Annotated in this window: 18 protein-coding genes and 1 pseudogene; 3 read left to right on the top strand and 16 right to left on the bottom strand. The window is 74.6% G+C overall.

What is annotated here, in order from left to right; all coding sequences use genetic code 11:
• Positions 1-132 precede the first annotated feature (132 nt).
• Positions 133-1,761, top strand: a complete 1,629-nt coding sequence (gene aceB / locus OHA86_RS07830; RefSeq protein ID WP_329173636.1) for a malate synthase A — start codon at positions 133-135, stop codon at positions 1,759-1,761.
• Positions 1,762-1,872: 111 nt separating this feature from the next.
• Here the strand turns inward: aceB and OHA86_RS07835 are convergent, their stop codons facing one another.
• From OHA86_RS07835 to OHA86_RS07865, 7 genes are all read right to left on the bottom strand, one after another.
• On the bottom strand, positions 1,873-3,303 hold the full coding sequence (locus tag OHA86_RS07835) for an 8-oxoguanine deaminase (RefSeq protein ID WP_329173638.1): 1,431 nt from the start codon (positions 3,301-3,303) through the stop codon (positions 1,873-1,875).
• A gap of 14 nt (positions 3,304-3,317) precedes the next feature.
• Complete coding sequence (gene pucL, locus OHA86_RS07840; protein WP_329173640.1) at positions 3,318-4,220, bottom strand: factor-independent urate hydroxylase; 903 nt, start codon at positions 4,218-4,220, stop codon at positions 3,318-3,320.
• 4 nt (positions 4,221-4,224) lie between these two features.
• Positions 4,225-4,617, bottom strand: a complete 393-nt coding sequence (gene uraH / locus OHA86_RS07845; RefSeq protein ID WP_329173641.1) for a hydroxyisourate hydrolase — start codon at positions 4,615-4,617, stop codon at positions 4,225-4,227.
• Positions 4,614-5,126 (bottom strand): 2-oxo-4-hydroxy-4-carboxy-5-ureidoimidazoline decarboxylase, encoded by a 513-nt coding sequence (gene uraD / locus OHA86_RS07850; RefSeq protein ID WP_329173643.1) that lies wholly within the window; start codon positions 5,124-5,126, stop codon positions 4,614-4,616. The genes uraH and uraD overlap by 4 nt, the downstream gene beginning before the upstream one ends.
• An 82-nt stretch (positions 5,127-5,208) precedes the next feature.
• The gene (locus OHA86_RS07855) at positions 5,209-5,592 is read right to left on the bottom strand and encodes a helix-turn-helix domain-containing protein (protein ID WP_329173644.1); all 384 of its coding nucleotides are present in this window, start codon (positions 5,590-5,592) and stop codon (positions 5,209-5,211) included.
• Positions 5,589-5,840, bottom strand: coding sequence for a hypothetical protein (locus tag OHA86_RS07860; protein ID WP_329173645.1), 252 nt, complete (start codon positions 5,838-5,840; stop codon positions 5,589-5,591). Before OHA86_RS07860 ends, OHA86_RS07855 begins: the two co-directional genes overlap by 4 nt.
• An 85-nt stretch (positions 5,841-5,925) precedes the next feature.
• Positions 5,926-7,284: an amidohydrolase gene (locus OHA86_RS07865; protein WP_329173646.1), complete on the bottom strand. Its 1,359-nt coding sequence runs from the start codon at positions 7,282-7,284 to the stop codon at positions 5,926-5,928.
• Positions 7,285-7,472: 188 nt separating this feature from the next.
• Between OHA86_RS07865 and OHA86_RS07870 the strand changes: the two genes are divergently transcribed.
• The gene (locus tag OHA86_RS07870; protein WP_329173648.1) at positions 7,473-7,658 is read left to right on the top strand and encodes a thiazolylpeptide-type bacteriocin; all 186 of its coding nucleotides are present in this window, start codon (positions 7,473-7,475) and stop codon (positions 7,656-7,658) included.
• Between the two features lie 128 nt (positions 7,659-7,786).
• On the opposite strand, the gene OHA86_RS07875 is transcribed toward OHA86_RS07870, so the two are convergent.
• From OHA86_RS07875 to OHA86_RS07915, 9 genes are all read right to left on the bottom strand, one after another.
• On the bottom strand, positions 7,787-9,799 hold the full coding sequence (locus tag OHA86_RS07875; protein WP_329173650.1) for a YcaO-like family protein: 2,013 nt from the start codon (positions 9,797-9,799) through the stop codon (positions 7,787-7,789).
• Positions 9,796-10,581: an ABC transporter permease gene (locus OHA86_RS07880; RefSeq protein ID WP_329173652.1), complete on the bottom strand. Its 786-nt coding sequence runs from the start codon at positions 10,579-10,581 to the stop codon at positions 9,796-9,798. The genes OHA86_RS07875 and OHA86_RS07880 overlap by 4 nt, the downstream gene beginning before the upstream one ends.
• Positions 10,578-11,549: an ABC transporter ATP-binding protein gene (locus OHA86_RS07885; protein WP_329182274.1), complete on the bottom strand. Its 972-nt coding sequence runs from the start codon at positions 11,547-11,549 to the stop codon at positions 10,578-10,580. Before OHA86_RS07885 ends, OHA86_RS07880 begins: the two co-directional genes overlap by 4 nt.
• Before the next feature lie 1,373 nt (positions 11,550-12,922).
• Positions 12,923-14,008: a lantibiotic dehydratase C-terminal domain-containing protein gene (locus OHA86_RS07890; RefSeq protein ID WP_329173654.1), complete on the bottom strand. Its 1,086-nt coding sequence runs from the start codon at positions 14,006-14,008 to the stop codon at positions 12,923-12,925.
• The gene (locus tag OHA86_RS07895) at positions 14,005-16,839 is read right to left on the bottom strand and encodes a lantibiotic dehydratase (RefSeq protein WP_329173656.1); all 2,835 of its coding nucleotides are present in this window, start codon (positions 16,837-16,839) and stop codon (positions 14,005-14,007) included. Before OHA86_RS07895 ends, OHA86_RS07890 begins: the two co-directional genes overlap by 4 nt.
• Before the next feature lie 70 nt (positions 16,840-16,909).
• Positions 16,910-18,505 (bottom strand): nitroreductase family protein, encoded by a 1,596-nt coding sequence (locus tag OHA86_RS07900; protein ID WP_329173657.1) that lies wholly within the window; start codon positions 18,503-18,505, stop codon positions 16,910-16,912.
• A gap of 139 nt (positions 18,506-18,644) precedes the next feature.
• Positions 18,645-20,603: a TOMM precursor leader peptide-binding protein gene (locus tag OHA86_RS07905; RefSeq protein WP_329173659.1), complete on the bottom strand. Its 1,959-nt coding sequence runs from the start codon at positions 20,601-20,603 to the stop codon at positions 18,645-18,647.
• Positions 20,600-22,876 carry a TOMM precursor leader peptide-binding protein gene (locus OHA86_RS07910; RefSeq protein WP_329182276.1) on the bottom strand — a complete coding sequence of 759 codons (2,277 nt, stop codon included), beginning with the start codon at positions 22,874-22,876 and terminating at the stop codon, positions 20,600-20,602. Before OHA86_RS07910 ends, OHA86_RS07905 begins: the two co-directional genes overlap by 4 nt.
• Positions 22,877-22,881: 5 nt before the next feature.
• Positions 22,882-23,940 (bottom strand): AfsR/SARP family transcriptional regulator, encoded by a 1,059-nt coding sequence (locus OHA86_RS07915; RefSeq protein WP_329173661.1) that lies wholly within the window; start codon positions 23,938-23,940, stop codon positions 22,882-22,884.
• Positions 23,941-24,521: 581 nt separating this feature from the next.
• Here OHA86_RS07915 and OHA86_RS07920 point away from each other — a divergent pair.
• Positions 24,522-25,120, top strand: a pseudogene (locus OHA86_RS07920) (TIM barrel protein); the annotation flags it as partial.
• Positions 25,121-25,308 lie beyond the last annotated feature (188 nt).

Raw genomic sequence — 25,308 nt, forward strand, 5'->3', positions numbered from 1 at the left:
ACTATGCTCCACCTTGCAGAAGCGCCCGCAGCTCGCGGCGGCCCGGCACCGCGTGCCACGCACGCACGACGGCATGCCCCGCACGCGCGACGCACCCGACGGACGCCGGCACCGCTCTGGAGGAATGACCGCATGTCCGCACCGACCCCTTCGTCCGCCGCCGCCGTCACCGGGACGGCCGGGCACCGTGTGCCGCGCGAGGAGGAGGTGCTGACTCCCGAGGCGCTGGACTTCCTCGCCGAGCTGCACCGCCGCTTCGCGCCGCGCCGCGCGGAACTGCTGGCCCTGCGCGCCGAGCGCCGCGCGGAGATCGCCCGCACCGCGACCCTGGACTTCCGGCCCGAGACCGCGCACATCCGCGCCGACGACAGCTGGCGGGTGGCCGAGGCCCCCGCCGCGCTGAACGACCGCCGGGTGGAGATCACCGGCCCCACCGACCGCAAGATGACGATCAACGCGCTGAATTCCGGCGCGCGGATCTGGCTCGCCGACTTCGAGGACGCCTCGGCCCCCACGTGGGAGAACGTCATCGGCGGCCAGCTCAACCTGATCGACGCCTACGAGCGGCGGATCGACTTCACCTCCCCCGAGGGCAAGACGTACGCGCTCGGCGCCGCCGACCAGCTGGCCACAGTCGTGGTGCGGCCACGCGGCTGGCACCTCGACGAGCGCCACCTGACCGTGGACGGCGAGCAACTGCCGGGCGGCCTGGTCGACTTCGGGCTGTACTTCTTCCACAACGCGCAGCGGCTGCTCGACCTCGGCAAGGGGCCGTACTTCTACCTGCCCAAGACCGAGTCGTACCTCGAAGCCCGGCTGTGGAACGACGTGTTCGTCTTCGCGCAGGACCGGCTCGGCGTCCCGCAGGGCAGCGTCCGGGCCACCGTGCTGATCGAGACGATCACCGCCGCGTACGAAATGGACGAGATCCTCTACGAGTTGCGCGACCACGCCTCGGGGCTCAACGCGGGCCGCTGGGACTACCTCTTCTCGATCGTGAAGAACTTCCGCGACGGCGGCGCGCGTTTCGTGCTGCCGGACCGGAACGCGGTCACGATGACCGCGCCCTTCATGCGCGCGTACACCGAACTGCTGGTCCGCACCTGCCACAAGCGCGGGGCGCACGCGATCGGCGGCATGGCGGCCTTCATCCCGTCCCGCCGGGACGCCGAGGTCAACAAGGTCGCCTTCGAGAAGGTCAAGGCGGACAAGGACCGTGAGGCGGCCGACGGTTTCGACGGCTCCTGGGTCGCGCACCCCGACCTGGTACCGATCGCCCGCGCCTCCTTCGACGCGGTCCTCGGCGACCGCCCGAACCAGAAGGACCGGCTGCGCGAGGACGTCCGGGTGACCGCGGCCGAACTCATCGACATCGCCTCGCTCGACGCCAGCCCCACCTACGAGGGGCTGCGCAACGCCGTCCAGGTCGGCATCCGCTATATCGAGGCGTGGCTGCGCGGCACGGGCGCGGTCGCGATCTTCAACCTGATGGAGGACGCGGCCACCGCGGAGATCTCCCGCTCGCAGATCTGGCAGTGGACCAACACCGGCGTCGTCCTCGACAACGGCGAGAAGGCCACCCCGGAACTGGTCCGCCGGGTCGCCGCCGACGAGATCGCCGCGATCCGCACCGAGGTCGGCGAGGCCGCCTTCACGGCGGGCAAGTGGACCGAGGCGTACGACCTGCTGCTGCGCGCCGCCCTGGACGCCGAGTACGTCGACTTCCTGACCCTGCCCGCCTACGAGCAGTTGGCGGACTGAGCCGGGCGGACCGCCCCGGACCGTCAGGTCGTGGTCCGGGGCGGTGCCGCCGTGCCCGGTGGGGACACGGCCACCGGTCGGGGGCCGTCCCTCCCCGACCGGTCGTCGCGGTCAGCCGGTCAGGCCGGCGATCCTGGCCAGGCGGCGCGCCTGCGCGCGGGTGAGGCGGGCGATCGCGTCCTCGTCCACCCGGGTCAGCCGGCCCTGTTCCACCACGGGGCGGCCGTTGACCAGCGAGAGGGTGACCGGGGCCGCGGCGCCGAGGACCAGGGCGGCCACCGGGTCGGCGATCGACGCGTGGCCGAGGCCGTCCAGCTTCCACAGCACCAGGTCGGCGAGCTTGCCCGGCTCCAACGAGCCGATCTCGGCGGCCCTGCCCAGGACTTGGGCGCCGCCGTAGGTGCCGAGCCGCAGCGCCTGCCGGGCGTTCAGCGCCTTCTCGCCACCGCCGAGGCGGTTGATGAGCAGCGCGTTGCGCAACTCGGTGTGCAGCTCGCCGGATTCGTTGGACGCGGTGCCGTCCACGCCCAGGCCGACCGGGACGCCCGCGGCGAGCATGTCGGGGACCCGGGCGATGCCGGCCGCGAGCCGGGCGTTGGAGGACGGGCAGTGGGCGACGCCGGTGCCGGTGCGGGCGAAGGCGGCGATGTCGGAGTCGTTCATGTGGACGCAGTGCGCCATCCACACGTCGTCGCCGAGCCAGCCGGCGGACTCGAAGTAGTCGGTCGGCCCCATGCCGAACAGCTCGTGGCAGAACTTCTCCTCCTCCACCGTCTCGCTGCCGTGGGTGTGCAGGCGTACGCCCTTGCGGCGGGCCAGCACCGCGGCCTCGCGCAGCAGTCCGGTCGAGACCGAGAACGGCGAGCAGGGCGCGGCGGCGATGTGCAGCATCGACCCGAAGGACGCGTCGTGGTGGGTGTCGATGGCGGCCTCGGTGGCCAGCAGCGCGCCCTCGGTGGTCTCCACGGCGAAGTCCGGCGGCAGCCCGCCGTCGCTCTTGCCGCGGTCCATCGAGCCGCGGGCGGCGGTGAAGCGCACCCCGGTCTCGGCGGCGGCCCTGATCTCGGCGCCGAGCAGGTCGCCGGTGCCGCGCGGGAAGACGTAGTGGTGGTCCATGGCGGTGGTGACGCCGCCGCGGGCCATCATCGCCAGCGACCCGGCGGCGCCCGCGTGGACGATGTCCTCGTCGATCCGCGCCCATACCGGGTACAGCTCGACCAGCCAGTCGAAGAGGTTGCTGTCCTGGGCGAGGCCACGGGTGAGCCACTGGTAGAAGTGGTGGTGGGTGTTGACCAGGCCGGGGGTGGCCAGGTGCCCGGTGCCGTCGATCCGCCGGGTCACACCGGCGAGACCGGCGGGGGCGGGTCCCGCGCCCACCGACTCGATGACGTTCCCCGCGACGACGATGTGCCCGGTGCCGTATTCGGTGCCGGCCGCGTCCACGGTGGCGACGGCGCAGTTCTCGATGACGATGCGCCCGGCGCCGGGCTCCGCACCCGTCCCGGTCGTCCCGGCGCCGGCTTCCGCACTGGTCTCGGTCATGGTGTCCGCGCCTCTCAGTCCGTCACCGGGATGCCGGCCTCGGCGCCGTCGCGCAGCACCGTGCCCTCGATCAGCCCGTAGGGGCGGTCGGCGGCCAGATAGACCTCGTTGTCGTTCTTCAGGCCGAAGGGCGCCAGGTCGGCGAGGAAGTGGTGCTTGTTCGGCAGCGACAGCCGCACCTCGTCGATCGCGGCGGTCCCCGTGCTGTTGTCGATGACCCGCGAGCCCATCGCGAACAGCGTCTGCTGGAGCGAGAGCGAGTACGTCTCGGCGAACGCGCCCAGCAGGTCGCCGCGCACCGCCGCGTACGACTCCTCCCAGTCCGGCACGTCCTGCTCGCCGCCGGTCCAGCCGAACCGCCAGCGGGCGTTGACCTCGGTGGCGAGGATCCGGTCGTGCGTCTCCTTGAGCGTGGTGTAGCCGTCCTTGGCGAAGCCCCAGAACTCCGAGTCGGTCGAGTTGAGCACCACCAGGCCGGCGAGACCGGAGATGACCTGCCAGCGCTCGCCGTCGAAGGCGACCTCGGTGGTGCGGGTCTCCTGGCCCTTGCGGACGAACGAGTGCTCGCCGCGGTCCGCGCCGCCGGCCGGGATGCGCTCCCAGGCGTACTCCTCGATACGTATCCGCGCCCGGTGGACCGGCTGCCGGCTGGTCACGAAGTGCCGGGCCAGATGGATGCCGAACGCCTCGGCGGAGTCGATGCCGTGTTCCTTGGCGAAGGCGAAGACGGTGTTCTTGGTGGTGTCGGTGGGCAGCACGTTCGCGTTCGACCCGGACAGGTGGACCTCGTCCATGTCGCCGGACAGCGCGACCGAGACGTTCAGGTCCTTGATGTGGTGGGTGTCGCCGTCGCGGGTGACGCGGACAACGCGGTTCTCCGCCTTGCCGTACTGGTTCTGGCCGAGCATCGTGGGCATGTCGCTAGCTCCCTCGGTATACGGAGTAGCCGAACGGGTTGAGCAGCAGCGGTACGTGGAAATGCTCGCCCGGGACGACGGCGAAGACCACCGCGACCTCGGGGAAGAAGGCTCCGCTGTCCCTTGGACCGTGGTCCGTGCGGGGGGCGTCCTGCTGGGCCTCGGCTGGATGGGCGTGACGTGCGAGGTACGGCGCCACCTCGAAGCGCAGCCGTACGTGGGTGGCGGCCTCCGGCAGCGCGGGCAGGTCCTTGCAGCGGCCGTCCGGGTCGGTCGCGGACGTGCCGTGCGGCTCCCACGGCGCGTCAGGGCCGGTGCGGACCGACAGCGTGACGGCCACTCCCCCGGCGGGGCGGCCCGCGCTGGTGTCCAGGACGTGGGTGGACACGGATGTCATGAGGGGTCCTCCTGCGCGGTCGCCGCGAGCCTGCCGAGCCTGATCCGGTTGATCTTTCCCAGTTCGGCGCGGACGATCTCGCGCTCGGTGCCCTCGTCATTGCCGAGCCGCGCTTCGAGCGCGGCCCTGATCCGCGCGCCGGTCGCCCCGGTGGCGCAGATCAGGAAGACATGGCCGTGGGCTTCCTGGTAGGCGAGGTTGAGCGCGAGCAGTTCGGCACGCTCCGACGCCTCGACACCGCTCTGCTCACGGGCCGAGGCCGGGTCGCCCGGGGTGGGGCGGCCGATCGGCGGGTGCCCGGCCATCGCCTCGCGCAGGTCGGCGGCGGTCAGCGCCGCCATGGCCGTGTCGCTCGCCGCGAGCAGGCCGTCGAGCCGGTCGTACGGCCGCCGCGCGGCCACCGCCGCGCCCCACGCGACGCTGGCGCACACCTCGTGCAGCAGGGCGGCAGCGGCGGGGGCGGTGGCCGCGTTGAGCCGGGCAAGGCCCGGCGAGGCGCTGGAAGTCACACCCGCACGCTAGGAGCCGCCGCGCGTCAGCGTCAACAGTTTGTTGAAAACTTCTGGTTACGGCGCCGGCGGCCGTACGGCGTCACTGGCTGTCGCGGGCGGCGTTCTCCCTGTTCAGGTAGTTGTAGACGGTGAAGCGGCTGACGCCGAGCGCCGAGGCCACGATCTCCACACCGTGCCGCACCGAGAAGGCGCCGCGCTCCTCCAGGATCCGCACCACCTGCTGCTTCTCCTTGCGGCCCAGCTCAGGCAGCGGCCCGTGCCTGCGCCGCAGGTCGGCCAGCAGGTGGTCGAGTGAATCGGCCAGGTGGGGCAGCCGTACCGCGACGACCGGCGCGCCCTCCCAGCTGAGCACCACATCGTCGCCGCGCGCCTGCGCGGGCGCGACCAACTCGCCGCCCATCGCGTCCACCAGCGGCTTGACCGCCTCGGCGAAGGGGTGCGCCGGCCCGTCCGCGGCGCTCATGCGCCGTCCTCCCCCAGCGCGCTGACCTGGAGTGAGACCCGGGTGGCGCCGGCCGCCAGAGTACGCCGCAGCAGCTCGCCGACCGCCGCGACGACCTCGTCGGCCGAGCCCTCGGCCGTATTGCCGAACGGCCCCACGTCCACCGCGTCCAGCGTGCCGGCCTCCACGACCTCCCTGGCCACCACCGCGTGGCGGGGCGGCACGTCCAGGTCGAACGGCTCGGTCGTGAATTCCAGCCTCAGTCTCACCAGGGTCACCCTTCGGCGGCTGCGGGACGTGCGGTTCGCCGCCCGCCGCCCCCGCAGCGCCCGGGCGGCGGCGTCGCAGCCGACCCTATGCGACCTCGGCGGGCACCGTCAGGGCGGCCCGCGCCGCGGCCGTCATCGCCGCGATGCCGGTCTCCAGCGTCAGCCGCGGGTGCGGGGCGAACAGCGGCGAGTGGTTCGGCGGCAGCACGGCCAGCCGGGCCGCCGCGTCCGCGCCGGGGCCGCCGGCCGCCGCCCACTGCCGGGGTCCCGCGCCGCCGAGCATCCAGTAGCCGGTGCGGATGCCGGGCACGCCGTGCAGGTCGAGACCCGCGTCGCCGTACAGCGGGAAGTCCTCGGTGGCCATCGACGGCTGCCAGCGGGTGACCCGGTGCGGCCCGAAGGCGGCCTCGTGGGCGCGGCGGACGACCGCGGTCGCCCCGGGGTCCGGCACGGTGGGCCGGGAGCGCGACAGCACCCGGACGTCGGGCTCCGGCGGCGCGGGCAGGGGGGCGGCGGCTGCCTCGGCGCGGACGATACGGCGCACGGCCGCGACCGCCCGCTCCAGGCTCTCGTCGCTGAAGGCACGTACCGTCACTTCGAGCGTCGCCCGGTCGGCGATGACATTGCTGCCGCCCGGGGTGCCCGCCCTTATCGAGCCCACGGTGACCACCAGCGGCTCCCCCGGGCCCGTCTCGCGGGACACGACGGTCTGCAGCCGCATCACCACGGCCGCGGCGGCGATCACCGGGTCCGCGGACAACTGCGGCGCCCCGGCGTGGCCGCCCCTGCCGTGCAGCACCACTTCGAGGGTCGCGCTGCCCGCGAGCAGCGGCCCCTCGGCGTGCGCGACCATGCCCGCGGGCAGCGGCACCACATGCTGGGCCAGCACATGGGACGGCACGGGGAAGCGCCGGTAGAGCCCGTCCGCGAGCATCGCCGCCGCCCCGCTCAGCGTCTCCTCCGCGGGCTGCCCGACGACCACCAGGGTGCCGCGCCAGGCGTCCGCCGTCCCGGCGAGCACGGCGGCGGCGCCGGACAGCGCGGCCAGGTGCGCGTCATGGCCGCAGGCGTGCATCACGGGCACGGGTGTGCCATCGGCTCCCGGCGCGGTGACCGTGCTCGCGTAGGGCAGACCTGTCTCCTCGCGGACCGGGAGCGCGTCGAGTTCGGCGCGGATCATCACCACGGGACCGGGGCCGTTGCGCAGGACGCCGACCACGCCGTGGCCGCCGACACCGCGCTCGACATCGAGGCCCGCGCCGCCGAGGGCGGCGGCGAGACGGGCCGCGGTGCGCTCCTCGGCCCCCGACAGCTCCGGGTCGCGGTGGACGGCGACGTACAGCTCGGCGGCCCGCGCCAGTACGTCACCGGGCACGGGCGCCGGGGCCGGCGGGGGCGGGGGCGGGGCCACGGCGTCAGGGGCGGGTCCTGCCTGCGGGGTCATCGGGGGCTCCTGACGGGTCGGTGGCAGGCGGCGCCGGCAGCGGCGCGCGGCGGGCGGACGCGAGCGCGGGCGCGCGCGTGCCAGCGGAGTGACAGCGGGCGGCAGGGTGATCGGTCAGTGGACGCGCGTAGAAAAGACTCAGCCGGTCCGTTCCGGGCCGCGTCCCCTGCCGAGAAAAGGGAGTCACCATGGCGATCATCAAGCAGGACACGCCGCTCGCGTCGCTGGCCCAGGAGATCCTGGAGCTCGAGTCCGAGACCTTCGAGATCACCGACTACTCGGACGCCAGCGAGGTCATGCTCGGCTCCTCGACGAGCTGCTCCAGCACCAGCACCTGCTCCAGCACCACCAGCACCACCAGCTGCACCGCCTGACGGCTGCTCCGCCGTCCGCCGCTCCGCGGCCCGCTGTGTGCGGGCCGCGGAGCGGTTGCGTTCGGGGCCGCCGCCTGCGGCTTCCGGTCGTGCGGCCGTCGCCGGAAGGGGCACCGGACCCCCGGTCCTCACGGGAAGGGGTGCGGCACCCGGCGCACCTCGGACTCGCGCAGGTCGTCGGGGCGCAGCCCCGCCCGCCGCTGCGCGGTGCGCAGCCGCGGCATGGTCAGCGCCCGCTGCCGCGCCCACCCGAAATCGATCGGCAGCAGGCCCGGCGCGATCGTGCACACCGTCCGCAGCCCCATCCTGCGCTGCTCGGGCGCCGTCTGGTCGACCACGATCACGTCGCAGCCCGCCCGGGCCAATTCCGCGGTGCACCACCGCAGGTCCTCGCGCAGGTCGAGGCCGCGCGGCCGCCGGTCCTCCCACTCGGCGTAGACCTCGGCCGGCGGGCGTACGGCGGTGGGCTCCAGATAGCTGCCGACGTAACGGGTCATCCGCGGCAGGCCGAAGAGCGCCGCGTGGTCCGGCAGCCTCCGTACCAGCCCGAAGTCCTCGGCCATCGCGGCCAGTTCGGCGGGGCGCTCGGTCACCTGGCGTGGCAGGTGCGGCAGATAGGTGAGGATCTCCGACACCGCCGCCTCCACCGCGGTCTCCGGGTCGAAGGCGGCGCCCGCGGCGAAGGCCAGCGTGCCGGGGCCGCCGTCCTTGCGCACGGCGAGGCCGGTGACGACGGGGACGGCCAGGTCGATGCGGTTGTCGAAGGCGTGCACGTCGTAACCGCACAGCGCGGCCCGGTCGGTCATGGCGCGCAGCACCGGGCTGCGGCAGGCGCCGAGGTCGATCTCGGTGAGCCGGGCGTCGCCGTACCAGGCGAGCAGGAAGGCGTCCCGCTCGATCAGCTCCAGCAGGCCGAACAGCACCGCCTCCTCCAGGCAGCTGCCGGTCGCGCAGCCGTTGGAGCACTCGAAGACGAAGTGGTCGGCGGCCGTGCCCGCGCTGTAGTAGACCAGCCGGGCGGGCACCAGCACCGGGCGGTTGTCGCGCAGCGACCAGCCGCGTACCCAGGGGATCGGCCGCGACGGGTCGAAGGGCGCGATCATCGGGTCGTCGCGGTAGGTCTCCGGCGCGTACAGGCCGCAGTCGCGCGGGTCGAGGGCCGCCTCGCCGAGGTTGTCGTACGAGTCGGTGACGATGCCGCCGGCGTCCCTGCGGTGGGTGCCCGCGTAGCGTTCGAGGCCTTCGAGGAAGGCCAGGTCGCGGCTGGCGGCGAAGGAGTGGGACTGGCCGCTCCAGGTCACGTCGGTCAGACCCGCGTAGCCCCGCATGAAGACGCTGCCCGCGACCGGCGCGGTCGTCGGCGAGGTGACATCGCTCCAGGTGCCCGCGCCGAGCACCCCGCACACCGGGTTCGCGAGCGCGGCGGCGGGCAGGTCGTACCCGCCGGGCGAGCGCAGCCGGTAGCGGTCGGCGGCGGGCTTCGGCCGGGACACCGGAAAGGCCTCGGACTGAGCCGCCCGCGGGGTGTGGGGTGCGTGCGGGCAGAGCGGGTCGGCGAGCAGCGGCACCGTGCTGACCAGGCCGGTCTCCAGATCGAGCCGGGTGACCTGCGGCAGCCCGGCACTGTCCGAGGCCCGGGCCAGGCCGGTGCGCGTACGGTCCGCGCCCCCGGCGTCATCCGTACGGCCCGCGCCCCGGCCGCCATCCGCGCCGCCCGCCGCCAGGCGGCACAGGGCCCACACCGCGTCGGCCGTGTAGTCCGGGAGCACCGGCCAGCGGCCCGCCGCGGTGCTGGCGAGGCCGGTCTCCAGGGCGTCGCGTTCGGTACGGGTGCGCAGCCGCTGCCAGCGGATGGCCAGGCAGCAGCCGCAGGCAGCGGTGGCGGCTGACCCGCCCCAGGGGCCGATCAGCACGGCGTCCGCGGTGAGGTGGACGGTGGCCGCCGCGCGCGCCGCGGCGGCCTGCGGGCTCTCCCGGCGCAGCACATCGGCGCCGCCGATGACGGCGACCCGGGGCGCGGGGGCGCCCTCGCGGGCGGCCCGCCCGGCGAGCCTGCGCTCCAGGTCGCGGCCCGCCGACTCCAGCGGCAGCGGTCCCGGCGCGGGGGCGGGGACGGGGCGTACGGCGGTGTCGGTCGTCATGTCCGGTTGCTCCAGCGGAAGATGCGGGCGGCGATCAGCCCGAAGACGACGGTGAAGGCGGCCAGGCCGCCGCAGTCGAGGGCCAGCGAGCCGGCGGTGGCGCGGCCGGCCAGGACGTCGGTCAGGCCGTCGTCGAGGTAGCGCAGCGGCAGCACCCACGACGCGGTCCGTATCCAGCCGGGCAGCAGGTCGGCCGGGTAGAAGGAGCCGGACAGGAAGGCCATCGGCACCATCACGCAGTTGGCGATGGCGGCGACCGCCTCGGGGGTGTCGGCGAGGCTGCCGACGACCAGGCCCATCGCCAGGAAGGCCGCCACGCCGAACACCAGCAGCGGCAGCGCCAGCGGCCAGCTGCCGTCCAGGTGCAGCCCGAAGAAGGGCAGCAGCGCGACCGCGGTGAAGAGCACCGCCTGCGACAGCCCGACCACGACGGCGACCACGAACCGCGAGCCGAGCACGGTCGGCAGCGGGGTCGGGGTGCGCCAGATCAGCCGCAGGATGTCGTCGCGGCGCCAGTGCATCAGCGCGAAGGCCGGGCCGAACAGGGCCGCGTTGCCGACGCCCCACGACAGCACGCCGGGCGCCACGTAGTTGATGTACGGCAGGCCGCCGTCGACGGACTGGCCGCGGAAGAGCAGCCCGAAGACGACCAGGAAGACCAGCGGGAAGGCGAAGGTGAAGAAGACGGTGGTGCGGTCGCGCACGGACGCCAGGAAGGTGGCCCTGGTGAGGGTGGCGTAGGCGCTCGGGACAGCGCGCGTGGCGCTGGTGGTGGTGGTCATCGGCCGTGCTCCGTTCCGACCGCCGGCGCACCGGCCCTGTCCTGCGCGGCGGGCGGCGGGGAGGCCGTCAGCCGCAGATACGCGTCCTCCAGCGTCGCCGTCCTGGTCTGGATCGCGTCCATGTCGACCAGTGCGCCCAGTTCGATCAGCACCCGGTTGGCGTGCCGGGTCTCGATGACGACCTCGCCGCCCTCCAGCAGCACCCGCTCCGCGCCCTCGACGGCGCGGGCCTGCTCGACGGTGATCCGGTCGGCGGGCACCAGCAGCCGGGCGGGCGCCGCCATCGACCTGATCAGCGCGCCCGGACTGTCCAGGGCCACCACCCGGCCGCCGGCGATGATGGCGACCCGGTCGCACAGCGCCTCGGCCTCGTCCAGGTAGTGGGTGGTGTAGACGATGGTGCGGCCCTCGCCGCGCAGGTCCCGCAGGACCGACCACAGCGACCTGCGGGCCTCGGGGTCGAGCGCGGCGGTCGGCTCGTCGAGGAAGATCAGGTCGGGCTGGTGCACCAGCGCGGTGGCCAGCGCCAGCCGCTGCCGCTGGCCGCCGGACAGGTCGTCCACCCGGCTGCGCTCCTTGTCGGTGAGGCCGACCAGGTCGAGCGCGTAGCGGGCGGCGGCGCGGTCGGCGCCCTGGAGCGCGGCGACGGTCTCCAGGTGCTCCCACGCGGTGAGCCGGGTGAAGAAGGCCGAGGTCTGGGTCTGTACGCCGATCCTGCGCAGCAGCGCGGTGTTGCGCGGCCAGGGGCTGAGGCCGAACACGCTGACCGTGCCGGAGTCCGCCTTGCGCATGCCCTCGACGATCTCGACCAGGGTGGTCTTGCCCGCCCCGTTGGGGCCGAGCACACCGAAGAACTCGCCCTGCCCGACGGTCAGCGACACGTTGTCGAGCGCGTGCACCTCGCCGTAGCGCTTGCTGACGCCGTCGAGCACGATGGCGGTCCCCGCCGGACGGGGTTGTGCTGTCATGTCGCCCTTCTCCCGCTGCTGTGGTGAGGTGCCCGGCTGCCGTACGGCCGGGGTGGTTCGCGGCACCTGCCGCTCGTGGGTGTCCGCCGCGGGCGCGCCCTGGGCGGTTCCCGGTACGGTCCGCGCCGCCTTGCGCGCCGCCTTGCGCCCGCGCAGGGCCGCGGCGCGCAGGCCGAGCAGCCGCAGGACCAGGGCCGCGGCGATCAGGGCCAGCGGCAGGTAGCAGGTCCAGGAGCCGTAGCGGGCGGGCAGCGCGGCCCGGCACAGCAGGCCCGCGCCGGCCAGTACCGCCGCGGCCAGCAGCGCGCAGCAGAGGGCGAATCCGCCGTAGACGGCGCGCAGCCTGCCGGGGTAGCGGCGCAGCCGGGTACGGGCGCCGTCCGGGGTGCGGCGCAGCGAGCCGGCCGCCACCGTGAGGAAGGTGCGGCTCTCGGTGGCCAGCCGCAGGGTGCCCAGCCCGTAGCCGAGGATCTTGTAGCCGTCGAGCGGCGGCAGCGGCACCAGGTTGAGCAGTGCCATGGCGGTGCCGAGCAGCAGCAGGCCGCCGAGCGCGGGCAGCGCCTGCGCGGAGTCCGGCAGCAGCGCCCACACCGGCCAGAAGGGCAGCAGGAAGAGCAGGTTCATCACCGCGCCCGCCACGGCCACGGCCACCTGCCTGCCGCGCCGGTCGAGGAACTGCACGTCCTCGACCTCGCAGTAGAGATACGTCATCACGCCCCAGAAGCGCTGCAGGCCGATCTCGCCGACCCGCAGCCCGTATGCCCGCGCGACCAGGCCGTGGGCCAGTTCGTGCAGGCCGAGGCTGACCCACAGCACGCAGCCGACGGCGGCGAGGGTGACCGGCTGGTGGTACAGCCGCTGCGTCTGGTCGGCCAGTTCGCCGAGCTTCACGGCCACCGCGACCGGCACCGCGGCGGCCAGCACCAGCAGCGGGACCAGGACACCTGGCCGGCGCGCGAAGGCGGTGGCGTCGTGCAGCCGGTCCATGAGCGCGGGCGCGTCGGCGACCATCCGGGTCCTGCCGCTCATCAGGCGCGGCTTCCCGGCCGGTCGGTCGACGGCGGCGGGGGCGGCGGTGACCGGGCGCCCGCCGTCGAGCAGTTGGCGGGTGGAGAGCAGCCGCAGCATCTGCTGCCATTGCGCGTCGCCGAGCCGGGCCCCGAAGTGGCCCGCGTATTCCGCGCCGATCTCGGCGAGCGAGCGGCTGCCGTCGAGCCGGGCGATGATGAAGTGCTCCTTGGCGCCGACCTCCATCCGCACCCCGGTGACCGGGTCCTTGAGCAGGTGGACCACGGTGGGGCCGCGCATCAGGGCGGGGCCGACGAGGATGCCGGGCCGCAGCGCGGGCCGTAGGTCGAGCAGGCCGCCGGTGGTCATGGCGCCGCCGTGGGGCGGGGCTCGCGCAGCGCGCGGGCCAGCACGTACGACAGGAAGGCCTCGTCGCGGACGGTGACCGACAGCCGGTTGTTGGTCATATGCATGTACGGCGACAGCAGCATCGGCAGCGCCTGGTCGGGGTCGGTGACCGGCAGGTCGCGGGTGCCGTCCCAGGACCGGAAGACCAGGTCGCCGCCGCGGGCCAGCGCCACGACCCGTTCGCGCAGGTCGAGGCAGTGCTCCGCCCAGCCGCCGAGGAAGCTCGGCAGCCGCTCGGGGGCGGGCTCGGCGACGGCGGCGCGGATCTGCTGGAAGCGGGCGGGCAGCGCGTCCATGGTGCCGTAGGCGCGGTCGTAGCCGTCCTGGGCGGTGTAATTGGTGGTGGAGAAGGCCGAGTTCCAAAAGTCGTGGTAGCGGTCGAGGAATTCCAGCAGCGCGGCCTCCTCCCGCAGCAGGCAGCCCGACATGGTCATCATCAACTGGGCGGACACGCCGAGCAGTACGGTTCGCAGGTGCAGGTTCATGGTGCCGAGCGCGCCGGAGACCAGCTCGCTGGAGCGCTGGAAGTGCCACTCGGCCAGCTCGACCCCGGCAGGGCCGCCGTATTTGCCGTACTCGGGCTCGTAGGGCTCGGGGCTGAAGGTGTTGTTGGGCCGCAGCTTCATGTGGCCGTCCTCGTCGACCAGGCCGTTGCGCTCGCCGCCGGGGAACTCCAGCTCGAACAGGGTGTTGTAGAGGTCCGCGAGGAAGCCGCCCTTGACCTCGTAGAGCGCGGGGCGCTCGCGCAGGAAGGCCTCGATCGCGCGGCCGGCGCGCGCCGCGACCTCGGCGGACGCGGCCGGTGAGGAGGGGCGCAGCCGCAGCCGGATGTGCGGGCCTTCGAGCCAGTAGTTGATGAAGAACCAGCCGCTGAGCAGGCCTTCGCCGGTGAGTTCCGCGACCAGCGGGCGGACGCAGCGCAGCAGGAAGGGACGGGGGCTGGCGGCGTAGAAGACGTGGAAGGCCTGCCAGTCGCCGCGGGTCCCGGCGTCGGGGGCGTGGGCGGCGGGTGCGGTGGCGGTGGCCGCCTCTGGGGTGGTCATACGGCGCTGTCCTGCCTTCCTGGCCGGGCCGCGGCGGCGGGGGCCGCCGCGCGGGGGACGATTTCCACGGCCAGCTCGGCGACGTGGTGGCCGCGCGGGGAGCGCACATGCAGCTCGTCCTCGCCCGGCAGCATCTCCTCGAAGACCGTCCTGGTCCGGCCGCCGCCGGTCAGCGCGTCGAGGGCGATCAGCGACAGCGGGCTGTCGAAGTCGACGTATTGGGGCTTGGACCCGCCGAAGACCGCGCCGAAACCGCCCGCGCCGTCCTCGCGCTGCTCGTGCAGGGTGGCGAACACCCGGTCGGGCAGCCCGTGGTCGCGGCGCCAGCGCTGCCAGCGCAGGTAGAAGCCGGCGTCGTCCATGCCGGGTTCGCGCACCGGCAGGGCGCCCGGCGCGGCCGTCCAGGACCTGCGGTGCAGCACCAGGCTGCGGTAGCGGACCCGGGGCCTGGCGGTGACCCCGTCCCGCCCGGGCGCCTCGGGGACGCCGCGCCACACGTCGAAGGACGCGCGGGAGGTCGGCGAGAGCAGCAGCAGCGTACGCGGCACCTCGGGCAGCACCATCGGCACCAGATAGCCCAGGTAGAGCGGTACGACCTCGCGGTCCAGCCGGCGGGAGCGCAGCACCAGCCGGTCGGCGTCCTCGTCGTGCTCGGCGTAGAGGTCGTCCAGGTCGATCCTGGCCTCGGCGGGGGCGGTGCTGCTCTCGCCGGGGCAGACGATCTCGTAGTCGGTGAGCCGGCCGTGCAGGTTGAGGTTGGTGGTGGCGGAGCCCGCGGTGATCTCGGCGAAGACCGCGCCGGGCGGCTGCCAGCCGCGCAGCGTCTCGCGCAGCCGCCCGGTCAGGCCGCCGTCCTGCCCTGCGCCGTCCTGCCCCGTGCCGTCCTGCCCTGTGCCGTCCTGCCCTGTGCCGTCCGCGTGCTGGCCCTCGTCGAAGCAGTGCGTGAAGCGGGTGAAGGGGAAGGACAGGCCGCCGTAGGAGTTGTTGAGCACCACCAGCGGGTCGCCGGTGCGGCGGGCGAGCTGGAGGAAGTGGCTGTGCGGGGCGAAGGAGGCGCCGAGCGGGGCGAGTTCGCCGGTCACCGCGGTGACCGTGTCCTCGCCGAGCCGCAGTTCCTCGGCGCCGTCGGGGTGCGCGGCCCAGCTCTCGCGCATCCGCCGGGTGAATTCGGCGCGGGCGGCGTCGAGGGCGGTGACCTCCGGCATGCCGAGCCAGTTCTCCTCGGGCGCGGGGCTGCCGTCCGCCGCGAAGGGCGACTTGAGCGAGGTGAACTGCAGGTACTGCGTGAAGATGTCCTCGTGGAAGTCGTGGACGAGCCGCAGCAGGTCCTCGCAGCGTCCGCCGCGCCCGTAGCGGGCCAGGAAGAAGCCCTTGAGGGTGAGCCGCTGCGGCAGTGCCACGTCGAAGGCGGGCATCATGCCGGTGAGCGCGTGCAGCGGGGCCGCCGCCAGCTCCGTCCACTCGGCCAGGTCGGCCGCGACCGGCTCCTCGCGGACGTCCTCGTAGAGCAGCGTCTGCGGCAGCGACGGGTCGGCCGCGCCGAGGTCGCCCTGGAGCGCGAGCAGGTCGCGGCGCAGCCGGACCAGCAGCGCGCGGCGGGTGGCGACATCGGCGTCGCGGTAGCGGTCGACGCATGCGGCGGGGCCTTCGAGGCGGTCCGCGACGTCGTCGGCCCAGCGGCGGTCCAGGGCGCGCAGGGCGCCGCGGAAGGACCGCAGCGGATCGGCGGTGTGGACGTCGGTGGCGAGCCCTGTCATCTGCAGGATGCCCAGGTCGAGCAGGGTGGCGGCGTAGTGGGCGGCCTGCTCGCCGGTGGCCGCGGTCTCGGTGGTCAGCCAGCTCGTCAACTCGGCGTAGCGCAGCCGGTGCCGCTCGCGGAAGAGCGCCGTCATCCGTTCCAGGGTGCCGCTGTTGCGGAGGAAGAACAGCCGGTCGTGGGCCGCGTCGAAGCTCACCGCGGCACTGTCGTCGCCCGCGGTGACCGAGCGGCGGACGTAGCGGATGCGGTCCTCGTCCAGCTCCCAGCCGGCCGACAGGGTGACCGGCAGGTCGTCGCGGCGGGCGCTGTCGGCGGCGATCAGTTCGGCGAGCCTGGCCAGGACCACGACATTGAGCCGCGGGTGGCTGGTCCAGCCCTCGCCGGTGCGCACCTCGGGTCCGGTGTCGCCGAAGGTGCCCTCGGCGACGGCGGTGAAGGTGCTGAACGGGCTGGTCTTGCAGGCGGTGCGGTAGAGGTACGCCAGCAGCGAGCGCTCCTTCTTCCTGGCCCGCTTGTCCGGTACGGGCGCCCGGTCGGCGATGAAGGCGTCGAGCTGCCCGTCGAGGGTCGGCGAGGCCAGCGCGAGGGCGAGCCGCAGCCGGTCCTCGGCGGCGAGCCCGCGCAGCTCGGCCCGGCTCGCGGCGAGTTCGCGGTCGAGCAACGGGCCGCCCGCACCCCGCAGTTCCTCCAGCCGCAGCCGGGCGTCGAGCCAGCCGGCGAGCAGGTCGCCGGTGCCGCCGCCGAGCCCGGCGGCGAGCCGGCGGACGGCGTCGGGGTCGCGGGGCAGCCGGTCGTTGAAGACCTGGCGGCGCAGCGCGAGCACCGCGCGGCGGTCCGCCTCGTCCTCGGTGGCCTTGACCAGCACGGTCAGCGGGTCGCTCAACTCGGCCCCGATCGAGGCGAGTCGCTGCTCGGCTGCCAGCACCTGGTCGGCCCAGTGCCGGGCGCCGGGGCTGCGCAGCCGGTGCACGGCCTCCACCGGCAGCCCCGCCACCCGCAGCATGAAGCGGCGGTGCAGCAGCCAGCTCCGCGGGCTGTCCCCCGTGTCCGGCGCGGCGGCGTTGACGCTCATGCCGCTCCTTTCTGTCCTTGGATCCGTGCGTGCATCGGGTGTTCGCGGCGGCCCGGGGCGGGCCGGGCGCTCAGGCGAGGTCGTAGCGGAAGTCGGCGGGGCGGGGCCGCTCGTGGCCGATCATCATGATCAGCAGCGGCACCTCGCCGGTCGCGTCGAGGTCCAGCTCCTCGGTGAAGGAGATCGCGTCGAAGCCGAGCGCGACCCCGCAGGACAGGCCCGCGGCGGCCGAGGCGGTGTAGACGGCCTGCGATATGCCGCCGATCACCGCGTTGACCAGGCGGTATCCCCGGCCGCCCACGGCGTCGAGCACGGCGGTCGTACGGGCCACGGGCACGATGACGGCCGCCGCCTGCTCCAGGTTGTAGTTGGCCAGGAAGTAGTTGCGCTGGAGGAATTCCCCCGGCGCGCCCGCCGTGACCAGCCGCAGCGAGCCGTCCGTACGGTCGTACAGGTAGCTGCCCGGCTCGACGCCCGCCACGTGGTTGACGAAGACGTAGGCCCGGCTGAGCGGCCCGGCGCCCGGTGTCTCGGTGTCGCTGTCGAGGGTGCCCGCCGCGTCGACGGCGGCCAGGACGGTCGCCAGCGCGTCCGCCGCCAGCGGTGCCGTCGCCTGGAAGCGGCCGAAGCTGCTGCGCCTGGCCCGCAGCGCGGTGCTCACCGGGGTGTCGAGCGCCCGCGGCGCGGGCAGCGCGGTCCGCTCGCCGCCCTCGGGCACCGGCAGCGCGAGCGCGCCGTCCAGCGCCCCGGCGGGCGGCCGGTCCGCGGCGCCGTCGAGCGTCGCGGCGTGCATGCGGCGTACGGTCTCGAAGGTCATGGTCGTCCGGGACCGCTCCTGGTCGGCGTACCGGACGCGGGGCGGTACGGGCGCGGCGGCGGGCGCGGGCGGTGGGGTCCGGCCGCGGTCCCAGCTGAGCGGGACCACCGCGAAGACGCCCTCCTCGTCCTCGTCGAGCCCCAGCAGCCTGCCGAGCCTGGCCTCGTCGAACCACAGGGCCGGGCCGATGTGCAGCCCGCGCGCCCTGGCCCAGATCCGCCAGGTCTGGAGCAGGGCGCCGGTGTCCATCGTCACGACGTGGTAGCTGAAGCTGTTGTATTTGAAGGCGTTCTGCCAGAAGCGCACGCCGAGGACCAGGAACTGGTCGTGGTCCGCGAATCCGTCGCCCGCCGCCGCGCGGACCTCGGCGGTGACGTCGCCGGCGAGCAGCCGCCGCAGGTCGTGGTGGGGCGTGGAGTAGTAGTACACGCCCGGGGTGAGCGGGCCCGAGGGGCCGGCCACCCAGTGCACGCCGACCGGGTAGAGGCCGCCGCCCGACGCGCTGCCGCGCGACCAGTTGGCCTGGGTGTACATCGGCAGTGTGCCGAGGTCGGAGTTGGCCTGGACGGCGAGCCTGCGGCCGACCAGTCCGTAGGACTCCTGGAGCATCCCGGCGAGCAGCGGCAGCGTGAAGGCGCCGGTGCCGGGCGGCCCGAACAGGCCGCGCTGCACGGTGGCTTCGTCGCCCGCCGGGCTGCGGGGGGCCGGCGGCAGCGGGAAGGACTCGGCGCCGGGGAAGTGCTTGCCCTTGCGCGGCCGGTCGGCCCAGTCGGGCACGAAGTCGGCCGGTTCCATGGGATACCTGCCCCGCCGGACGATGGCGGTCGCGTACTCATGGGCGAATCCCACGGGCGTTTCCTCTCTGTGCGGGCTCGGCGCGGTGCGGGTGCGGCGGGGCTGTCGGCGGTGCTGTGCGGGTGCGGCGGTGCTTCGCGGCTCGGCGGGGCTCCGGGCGGCCCCGCGGCTCGGACGTGCGGCCGCGTGCCGCTCAAGGGAAGGGGTGCGGGGCCTGGTTGAGGTCGGCGGCGGTCAGGTCGTGGTCGTACAGGCCCGCTTCACGCAGTGCGGTGCGGGTCCTGGGCAGGTGGCGGGCGCGCTGCCGACGCCAGCCGAAGTCGATGGGCAGCAGGCCCGGCACGATCACCCCGGCGGTGTGGAAGCCGAGTTCGCGCTGCTCGGGCATGGTCTGGTCGATGACGACGACGTCGAAGCCGGCCTTCGCGACCGCCGCGACGCAGGCCGCGACGTCGTCGCCGAGGTCGTCACCGGGCGGCAGCACCCCGGGTCCTGTCGCCGGGAGGTCGGCCAGCGCCACGGCCGGGCGGTCGCCGCGCAGCAGGAAGTCGGCGTGCACGGCCATGTCGGGAAGGCCGTAGAGCAGCGGGTGGTCGTGCAGCACCTGGACCCGGTCGAAGTCGGCGGCCAGGGCGCGCAGCCGGGCCTGATCGCGGGCGGTCCTGCGGCGCAGGTTGACCGCGTCGGTGGCGATCTCGCACAGCCCGGCCGAGAGCGCCGCCTCCGGGTCGAGCCCGGCACCTGCCCCGAAGCACAGCCGGCCGAGGCCGCCGTCGGTCCGCTCGGCCACCGCGGTGACCACGGGGACCGGGAAGGTGATCCGGGTGTCGAAGAAGCGGGCGCGGTAGCCGTACATCGCGAGCCGGTCGATCATCGCGCGGGTCTGCGCGCTGCGGGTCCCGGTGACGTCGATCTCGGGCAGCGGCGCCCTGCCGTACCAGGCGAGCAGGAAGGCGTCGCGCTCGACGACCTCCATCAGGCCGTAGTAGACGGCCTCGGCCAGACTGCCGCCGGACGCGCAGCCGTTGGAGCTCTCCTGCACGAACCGGTGTTCGAGTCCGCCGGGCGCGTGGTAGTAGGCCAGGATCTCCGGTACGAGCAGCGGCTGCTGGTCGCGCAGCGACCAGCCCCACACCCAGGGGATCGGCCGGCCCGGGTCGAAGGGCCGCACACCGGGCTCGGCCCGGTGGAAGTCGTCGGAGTACAGCCCGCAGGCGCGCGGGTCGAGCACCGGCTCGCCGCCGGCGAGTTCGTCGTACGCGGCCGTCACGGCGGTGCGCTTGCCGCGCGGGCGCATGCCGGCGAAGCGCTCAAGCCCTTCGAGCAGCCCGACGCGCTCGCTGGAGCGGTAGCGCGGGGTGTGCCCGCCCCAGAAGCACTCGCGCAGGTAGTCGCCGGAGCGCAGCAGGAACGACCCGACGGTCGAGGACGTGGACGCCGAGATCAGGTCCGGCACGACGGACGGCCCGAGCATGCCGGCCGCCGGGTTGACGAACGCCTCGAAGGGCACGTCGTAGTCGTCGGCGGGCCGCAGCCGGAAGACGTCGGGGGCGGGTTTCGGGGCGGGCGCGAAGTCGATCCGCGCGCCGTCCGCGGTGTCCGCGGGCCGTACCCCGCAGCGCGGGCACTCGGCGTCCGGCACGAAGGCGAAGCGGGTCACGCGCAGCGTCTCGGCGTCCACCAGGAAGGCGTACGGCAGCCGTCCGTCACCGCCGGGCCGTGCCCGGTGGGCCGCGATCAGCGCGGCGACGGCGTCCACCCCGAACGCCGGGTCGCCCGCGCCCGGCCCCGCCGCCCGCGTCCCGGCCCCCGTCTCCAGCGCCTCCCGCAGCGCCCGCGACCGCACGCCTTGCCAGCGGCGCGCCAGGCACCGGGGGCAGCCGGCGGCACCGTCGGGGGCGAACGGCCCGACGAGGACCAGGTGCCCGTAGCGGTGGACCCCGACCGTGCCGTGCGGCACGTCCTCGCCGTCAACGACGGCCAGTTCGTCCCGCACACCGAGCGCTCCGACGACGACGTCACCGGCGCTGCCGCCGGTGAGCCCGCGCAGGCTCACGGCGAGCCGCTCGGCCAGCCGGGCGCAGGCCTCCCCGAGCGGGCCGTGGAATCCGGCGGGGCGCGCGGCGGCGTCCACTGGGGGGGCGGTGGTCACTGGCGGGCCTCGGGGGTGGTGAGCAGGACGCGGGCGGTGTGGATGCGGCCCGCGGCCAGGTCGGGGGTGTGGGCCGGGGCCGTCAGAGCGTCGCGGCCGGCCGCGCGCAGGGCCGCGGCGACCGCGGGCCAGTCGGTGTCCGCGGCGGCGGGCGCCTCGCCGGCCGGTACGAGGGCGGCCGGGTCGAGGTCGGCCAGGAGGGCGTCGCCGAGGTCGGGTTCGCCGCCGGTCTGCACGGCGCCGAGCAGGTCCCGTACCGCGGTGAGCACGGCGTCGCGGCGGCGCAGGCCCGCGGCGACGGCCCAGCGCGGCCGGCCCGTCGCCGGGTCGGCGGCCCTGGCCAGGACGACCGGCAGGGCGCGCTCCCCCGGGCCGCCGGCCAGGTCCAGGATCTCCAGCTCCGCGCCGAGCCCCGCGGCCGAGCGCAGCAGGAACGTGATCTCGGCGTCGTCGCCGTCCAGCGCGGCCGGCGCGATGCGGGCGACGGCGGCCGAGCCGCCGAGCGCCCGGCGCAGCGCGTCGTGGGCGAGCGCGGTCCGCAGGCCGCGGGCCACCGCGGCGGCCGGGGTCGTACCCGCTCCTGTGCCCGCCGAGGTCGGCTCGACGACGCGGCCCTGGTTGTCGGCGCCGAACGGCCGCAGCGCCGCCGCGGGCACCAGCAGCGTCTCGCCGCTCAGCAGCGACGTCACCGGGCACCAGCGCGGGATCAGCGCGGCCGGTGTGCCGAGCCCCGACGCGATACTCAGTTCCGCCGGTCCGACCGTCCGCCACTTCCCGCGGGCCGCCTCCAACTCCGCGCCGGACAGCGCCTGCTGGACCGGCACCACGCGCTCGGCGTAGACCTCGGAGGCGCGCAGCAGCGCCCGCAGCCGCGCCCCGGCCACATGGTGGACGTCGAAGGCGGTGATCTCGCGCCGCACCCGGTGCCCGGTGCCGAGCACCACCGTGCTGACCTTGAGCGGCGTCTGCGCCCAGTCCTCGTCGGCGTACGCGGCGAAGACCCCGGTCTGCGCCTGCACCAGCGCCGATCGCCCGGAGATCTCGGCGAGCGCGGCCTGAGCGGCGTCCTCCTCCCCTGCGCCGTCCCCGACAGGCCCGCCGAGCGGCGAGACCGCGCCCGCCACCGGCTCGCCGGCCTGCCCGAGGGGCGGCAGGTCGGCCAGCAGCACGGCCGGCTCCGGCGTCTCCGGGGCGCTGGCGCAGTGCGGGCAGCGCGGGTGCGGCAGCAGCGGCTCGGCCGTGGTGTCGAGGGAGTCGGTGTGCTGGATGAGCAGCTGGTTCTCGGTCTCCGCGGGCAGCACACCGGTCGTGCGGCGGAAGACCTCGTAACCGAGGAGGTTGCCGATCATCGCCGCGAGCGGGCCGCCGACCGCGGGGGCGGCCGGGTCGCGCGGGCCGCCGGGGGCCATCGCGCTCCACACGTCGGCGGCGGCGCCCGCCTCGCCGTTCGTCCCGAGCCGCAGCGCCGCGCAGGTCCAGCAGCCCGCGGCGCCACGGGACATCAGCGGGCCGATCACCACGGAGTCGCCGAAGGGCCAGGCGGGCAGCAGCAGCCGCCCGGCCGGTATGCCGGCGTCGAGCAGCGCGGCGAGCCGCCGGGGGGCGTGGGCGCCGGTCACCAGCACCATGTCGTAGCCGTCGAGGTCGTCCCAGCCGTACGCGGCCTGGTCGGCGCCCGCGGTGGCCTCCAGCAGGGCGACCTCGGCCGGGCAGCCCGCGTCCCGCAGCGCCGCCGCCTCGTCGGTGACGTCGGCGAAGCCGTTGCCCGGGCGGTCGATGGAGTGCGGTACGGCGACGGCCGCGCAGCCGTTGCGTATCAGGCTCAGCGCGGCCCAGCGCGCCACCGCGTCGTCGCCGACGACGGCGACCCGGGTCTGCCGGAAGCGCTGGAAGCGGGCGACGGAGCCGTCGGTGTAGTGGTCGATGTAGTCGACCTGCGCGGCGAAGCGCTCGGCCACCGCGGGGTCGAGCGGCTCGGCGTCGGCGTCCACGGGAGCGGCGTCCCGGGCGAAACCACGCGCGTAGAGCGTACCGACCAGTCGGACCACCATCTCGCGCTGCCGCTCGCCGAGCCCCTCACAGAGCGCGGCGACCGTGTGATCGCCGGTCAGATGCGGGACCATGAGCGTCGCGAAGCGGTAGGCGGACGGCATGACGACGCTGAAACCGCCGCGCGCGTTGTGGAAGTGCACGCCGGTGGGCGTCTGGGTGTAGAGCACGTCCCGGCGGATCCGCGGCCGGGTGCCTGCGAGTTCGTCGTAAGTGGACACCATGTCAGTCACGCCTCCGTGGGGTGCAGTCCTGCGGCGCCTGGCCGCTGCGGTTCTGTGGTGGTGTGTCCGGTACGGGCCGGCGCGGACGCGGACAGGGAAGCCGGCGGGGGCGGTGCCGCGGCCGGGGCGCTGGCGCCGCGGGCCGCCGCGGCGCGGGTGAACACCCGCAGGAGTTCATGCACCCGGTACAGCCCGCGCGGACCCTCTTCGAGCAGGCCCGCGCCGACCAGGCTGTCCAGCACGCGTCCGCCGTCCACGGGTTCGCCGACCGCCGGGTCGGCGCCGTGCGCGGGCGCGGCGGCGGGCGGCGGTGACTGCTGGCGCGGCGGCCTGGTCTCCTGGCCGCTGTGCGACTCGCCGCGCAGAATGGCCAGTTCGAGCCGTTGCAGGGCGGATCCGGGGTCCACACCGAGCACATGCGCAAGGTGCGTCTTGAGCCGCCGGTATTCGGCCAGCGCCTCGGCCCGGCGGCCGGTCCGGTCGAGCGCTTCCATCAACTGCTCGGTGAAGCGCTCGTGCAGCGGGTAGGCGCGGGCGGTCGGCCAGATCTCGGTCAGCGCCTCGCGGTGCCTGCCGCACTCCAGTTCGAGGTCGAATACCCTCTCGATCGCGCGCAGCCACTCCTCCTGGAGCTTCGGCAGCTCGTCGCGGTGCAGCAGGTCGGAGGGCACATTGGCCAGCAGCGGCGGCTGCCACAGTTCGAGCGCCGCCCGCAGCAGCCGCAGTTCGGCCTCCGGCTTCCCGGTGGCGTAGGCGGCGCCGAGCAGTTCGCGGAAGCGGACCAGGTCGAGCGTGGCCGCGTCGGCGGTCAGCCGGTAACCCCCGGGCACCGCTTCGATCATATTGCCCGCGATGCCGTATTTGCCGAACAGCCGGCGCAGCCGCAGAACACAGCTGTGCAGTGCGGACTTGCCCTGCGCGGGTGTTTCCTCACCCCAGATGACGCGCTGCAAGAAATCCACGGAAACGACCGAGTTGGCATTCAGCAGCAATGCGGCGAGCAACGCCGCAGGTCGCGAGGGTTGAAGCACCACGGATTCGCTGCCGTCAGCGACGGCCAGCATTCCGAGCACCGTGAAACGTGTGTGGTTCGCCGGTGACGTCGGCGATCCTTCATTTTCCGATGGTAATCCTGCACTGTTTTTGAGCGCGTTGGACAAGACCACCCATCCACCATCCCCGTAGCCCCGAGTCGACCGCCGCCGCCGCTCCGCGGGTGTGCGCGGGTGAACGGTAGAAGTCCCAGTCGGTTTGGCTGGTTGCGGTCACGGAGGACAGTACGGCAGGCCTCTTTACCTTGTCCAGAGAATCCGCCCGGCGCTGGAGCATCAATGCCATCGGCATCGCCCGCACGACCGCAAAGCCGAATTCCCGCCCGCAATCGGGACACACCGGGCCGCATGTGTCGGACACGGAGGCGAGCAATCGGACATATCCCGCAGAAATTACCGGAGTGTAAAGCGGCGTTAACTCTACCCAATACCCGGCGGCTTTACGCGAGCCACCTGCGGTCCGGCCGCGGTTTAGGACACACGCGGATCGGGGCGAATAGGCGGCGGCCATTCGGAGGGGGCGCGCACCGTGCCGCTGAGCTGCGGCGGAAGCCGGCGGTCCACACCGGGGCCGCTCGCCGGGCGCCGCCCGGGCGGGTCTGCTGCCCGGCCCCGACCGCGGCGCGCTGTCCCTGCCGGGTGACGGGTCGGAGCGCTTTCGCGCCAACATCGAGGTCGCCGCGGACTTCGCGGCGTCCGTGGGCTGCACGGCACTCAACGCCCTGTACGGCAACCGGGTCGACGGGATGGACCCCGCCGAGCAGGACGCGCTCGCGCTCGACAATCTCGTACGGGCCGCGGCCGCCGCGGACCGCGCCGGGGCGGTGCTGCTGATCGAGGCGCTCAGCGCGGTGGAGTCGCCGCGGTATCCGCTGGTCGACGCGGAGGCCGCGTCGCGGCGGTGCGGCGGGTCAACGAGGCCAGCGGGCTCGGGAACGCGCGCTTCCTGCTCGGCCTCTACCACCTGGCGGTGGGCGGGGCGGCTCTGGCCGCGGTGATCGACCGCCACGCGGACTGCGTCGGGCATGTCCAGATCGCCGACCTTCCTGGCCGGGGGGCGCCGGGGACAGGGGCGTTGCCCCTGTCCGACCTGCTCGATCGGCTCGACCGGGCCGGCTACGGGGGGTACGTCGGGCTCGAACACAAGCCGGTGCCTGCCGGCAGCGCGGCCAGCTTCTCCTGGCTGCGGTGAGCCCGGCGCTCTGCGCCTGTTCTTTGGGGGCGCCGCTTGGGGTGCGTTCGTGTCCGCGGCGCCGCGGCGGCCGGGCGCGCGGTTCCCCGCACCCCTGCGGTTGCCGCTTGCGGCGGCGTTCCGCCTGCTGCGCCGCCGCGGCTCGTCGCGCCGTTCCTCGCGCCCCTGGGGGTTGCCGCTTCCTGTCA

Origin of the sequence: Streptomyces sp. NBC_01477 (genome assembly GCF_036227245.1) — a bacterium.
In the GTDB taxonomy this organism is placed as follows: Bacteria; Actinomycetota; Actinomycetes; order Streptomycetales; family Streptomycetaceae; genus Actinacidiphila.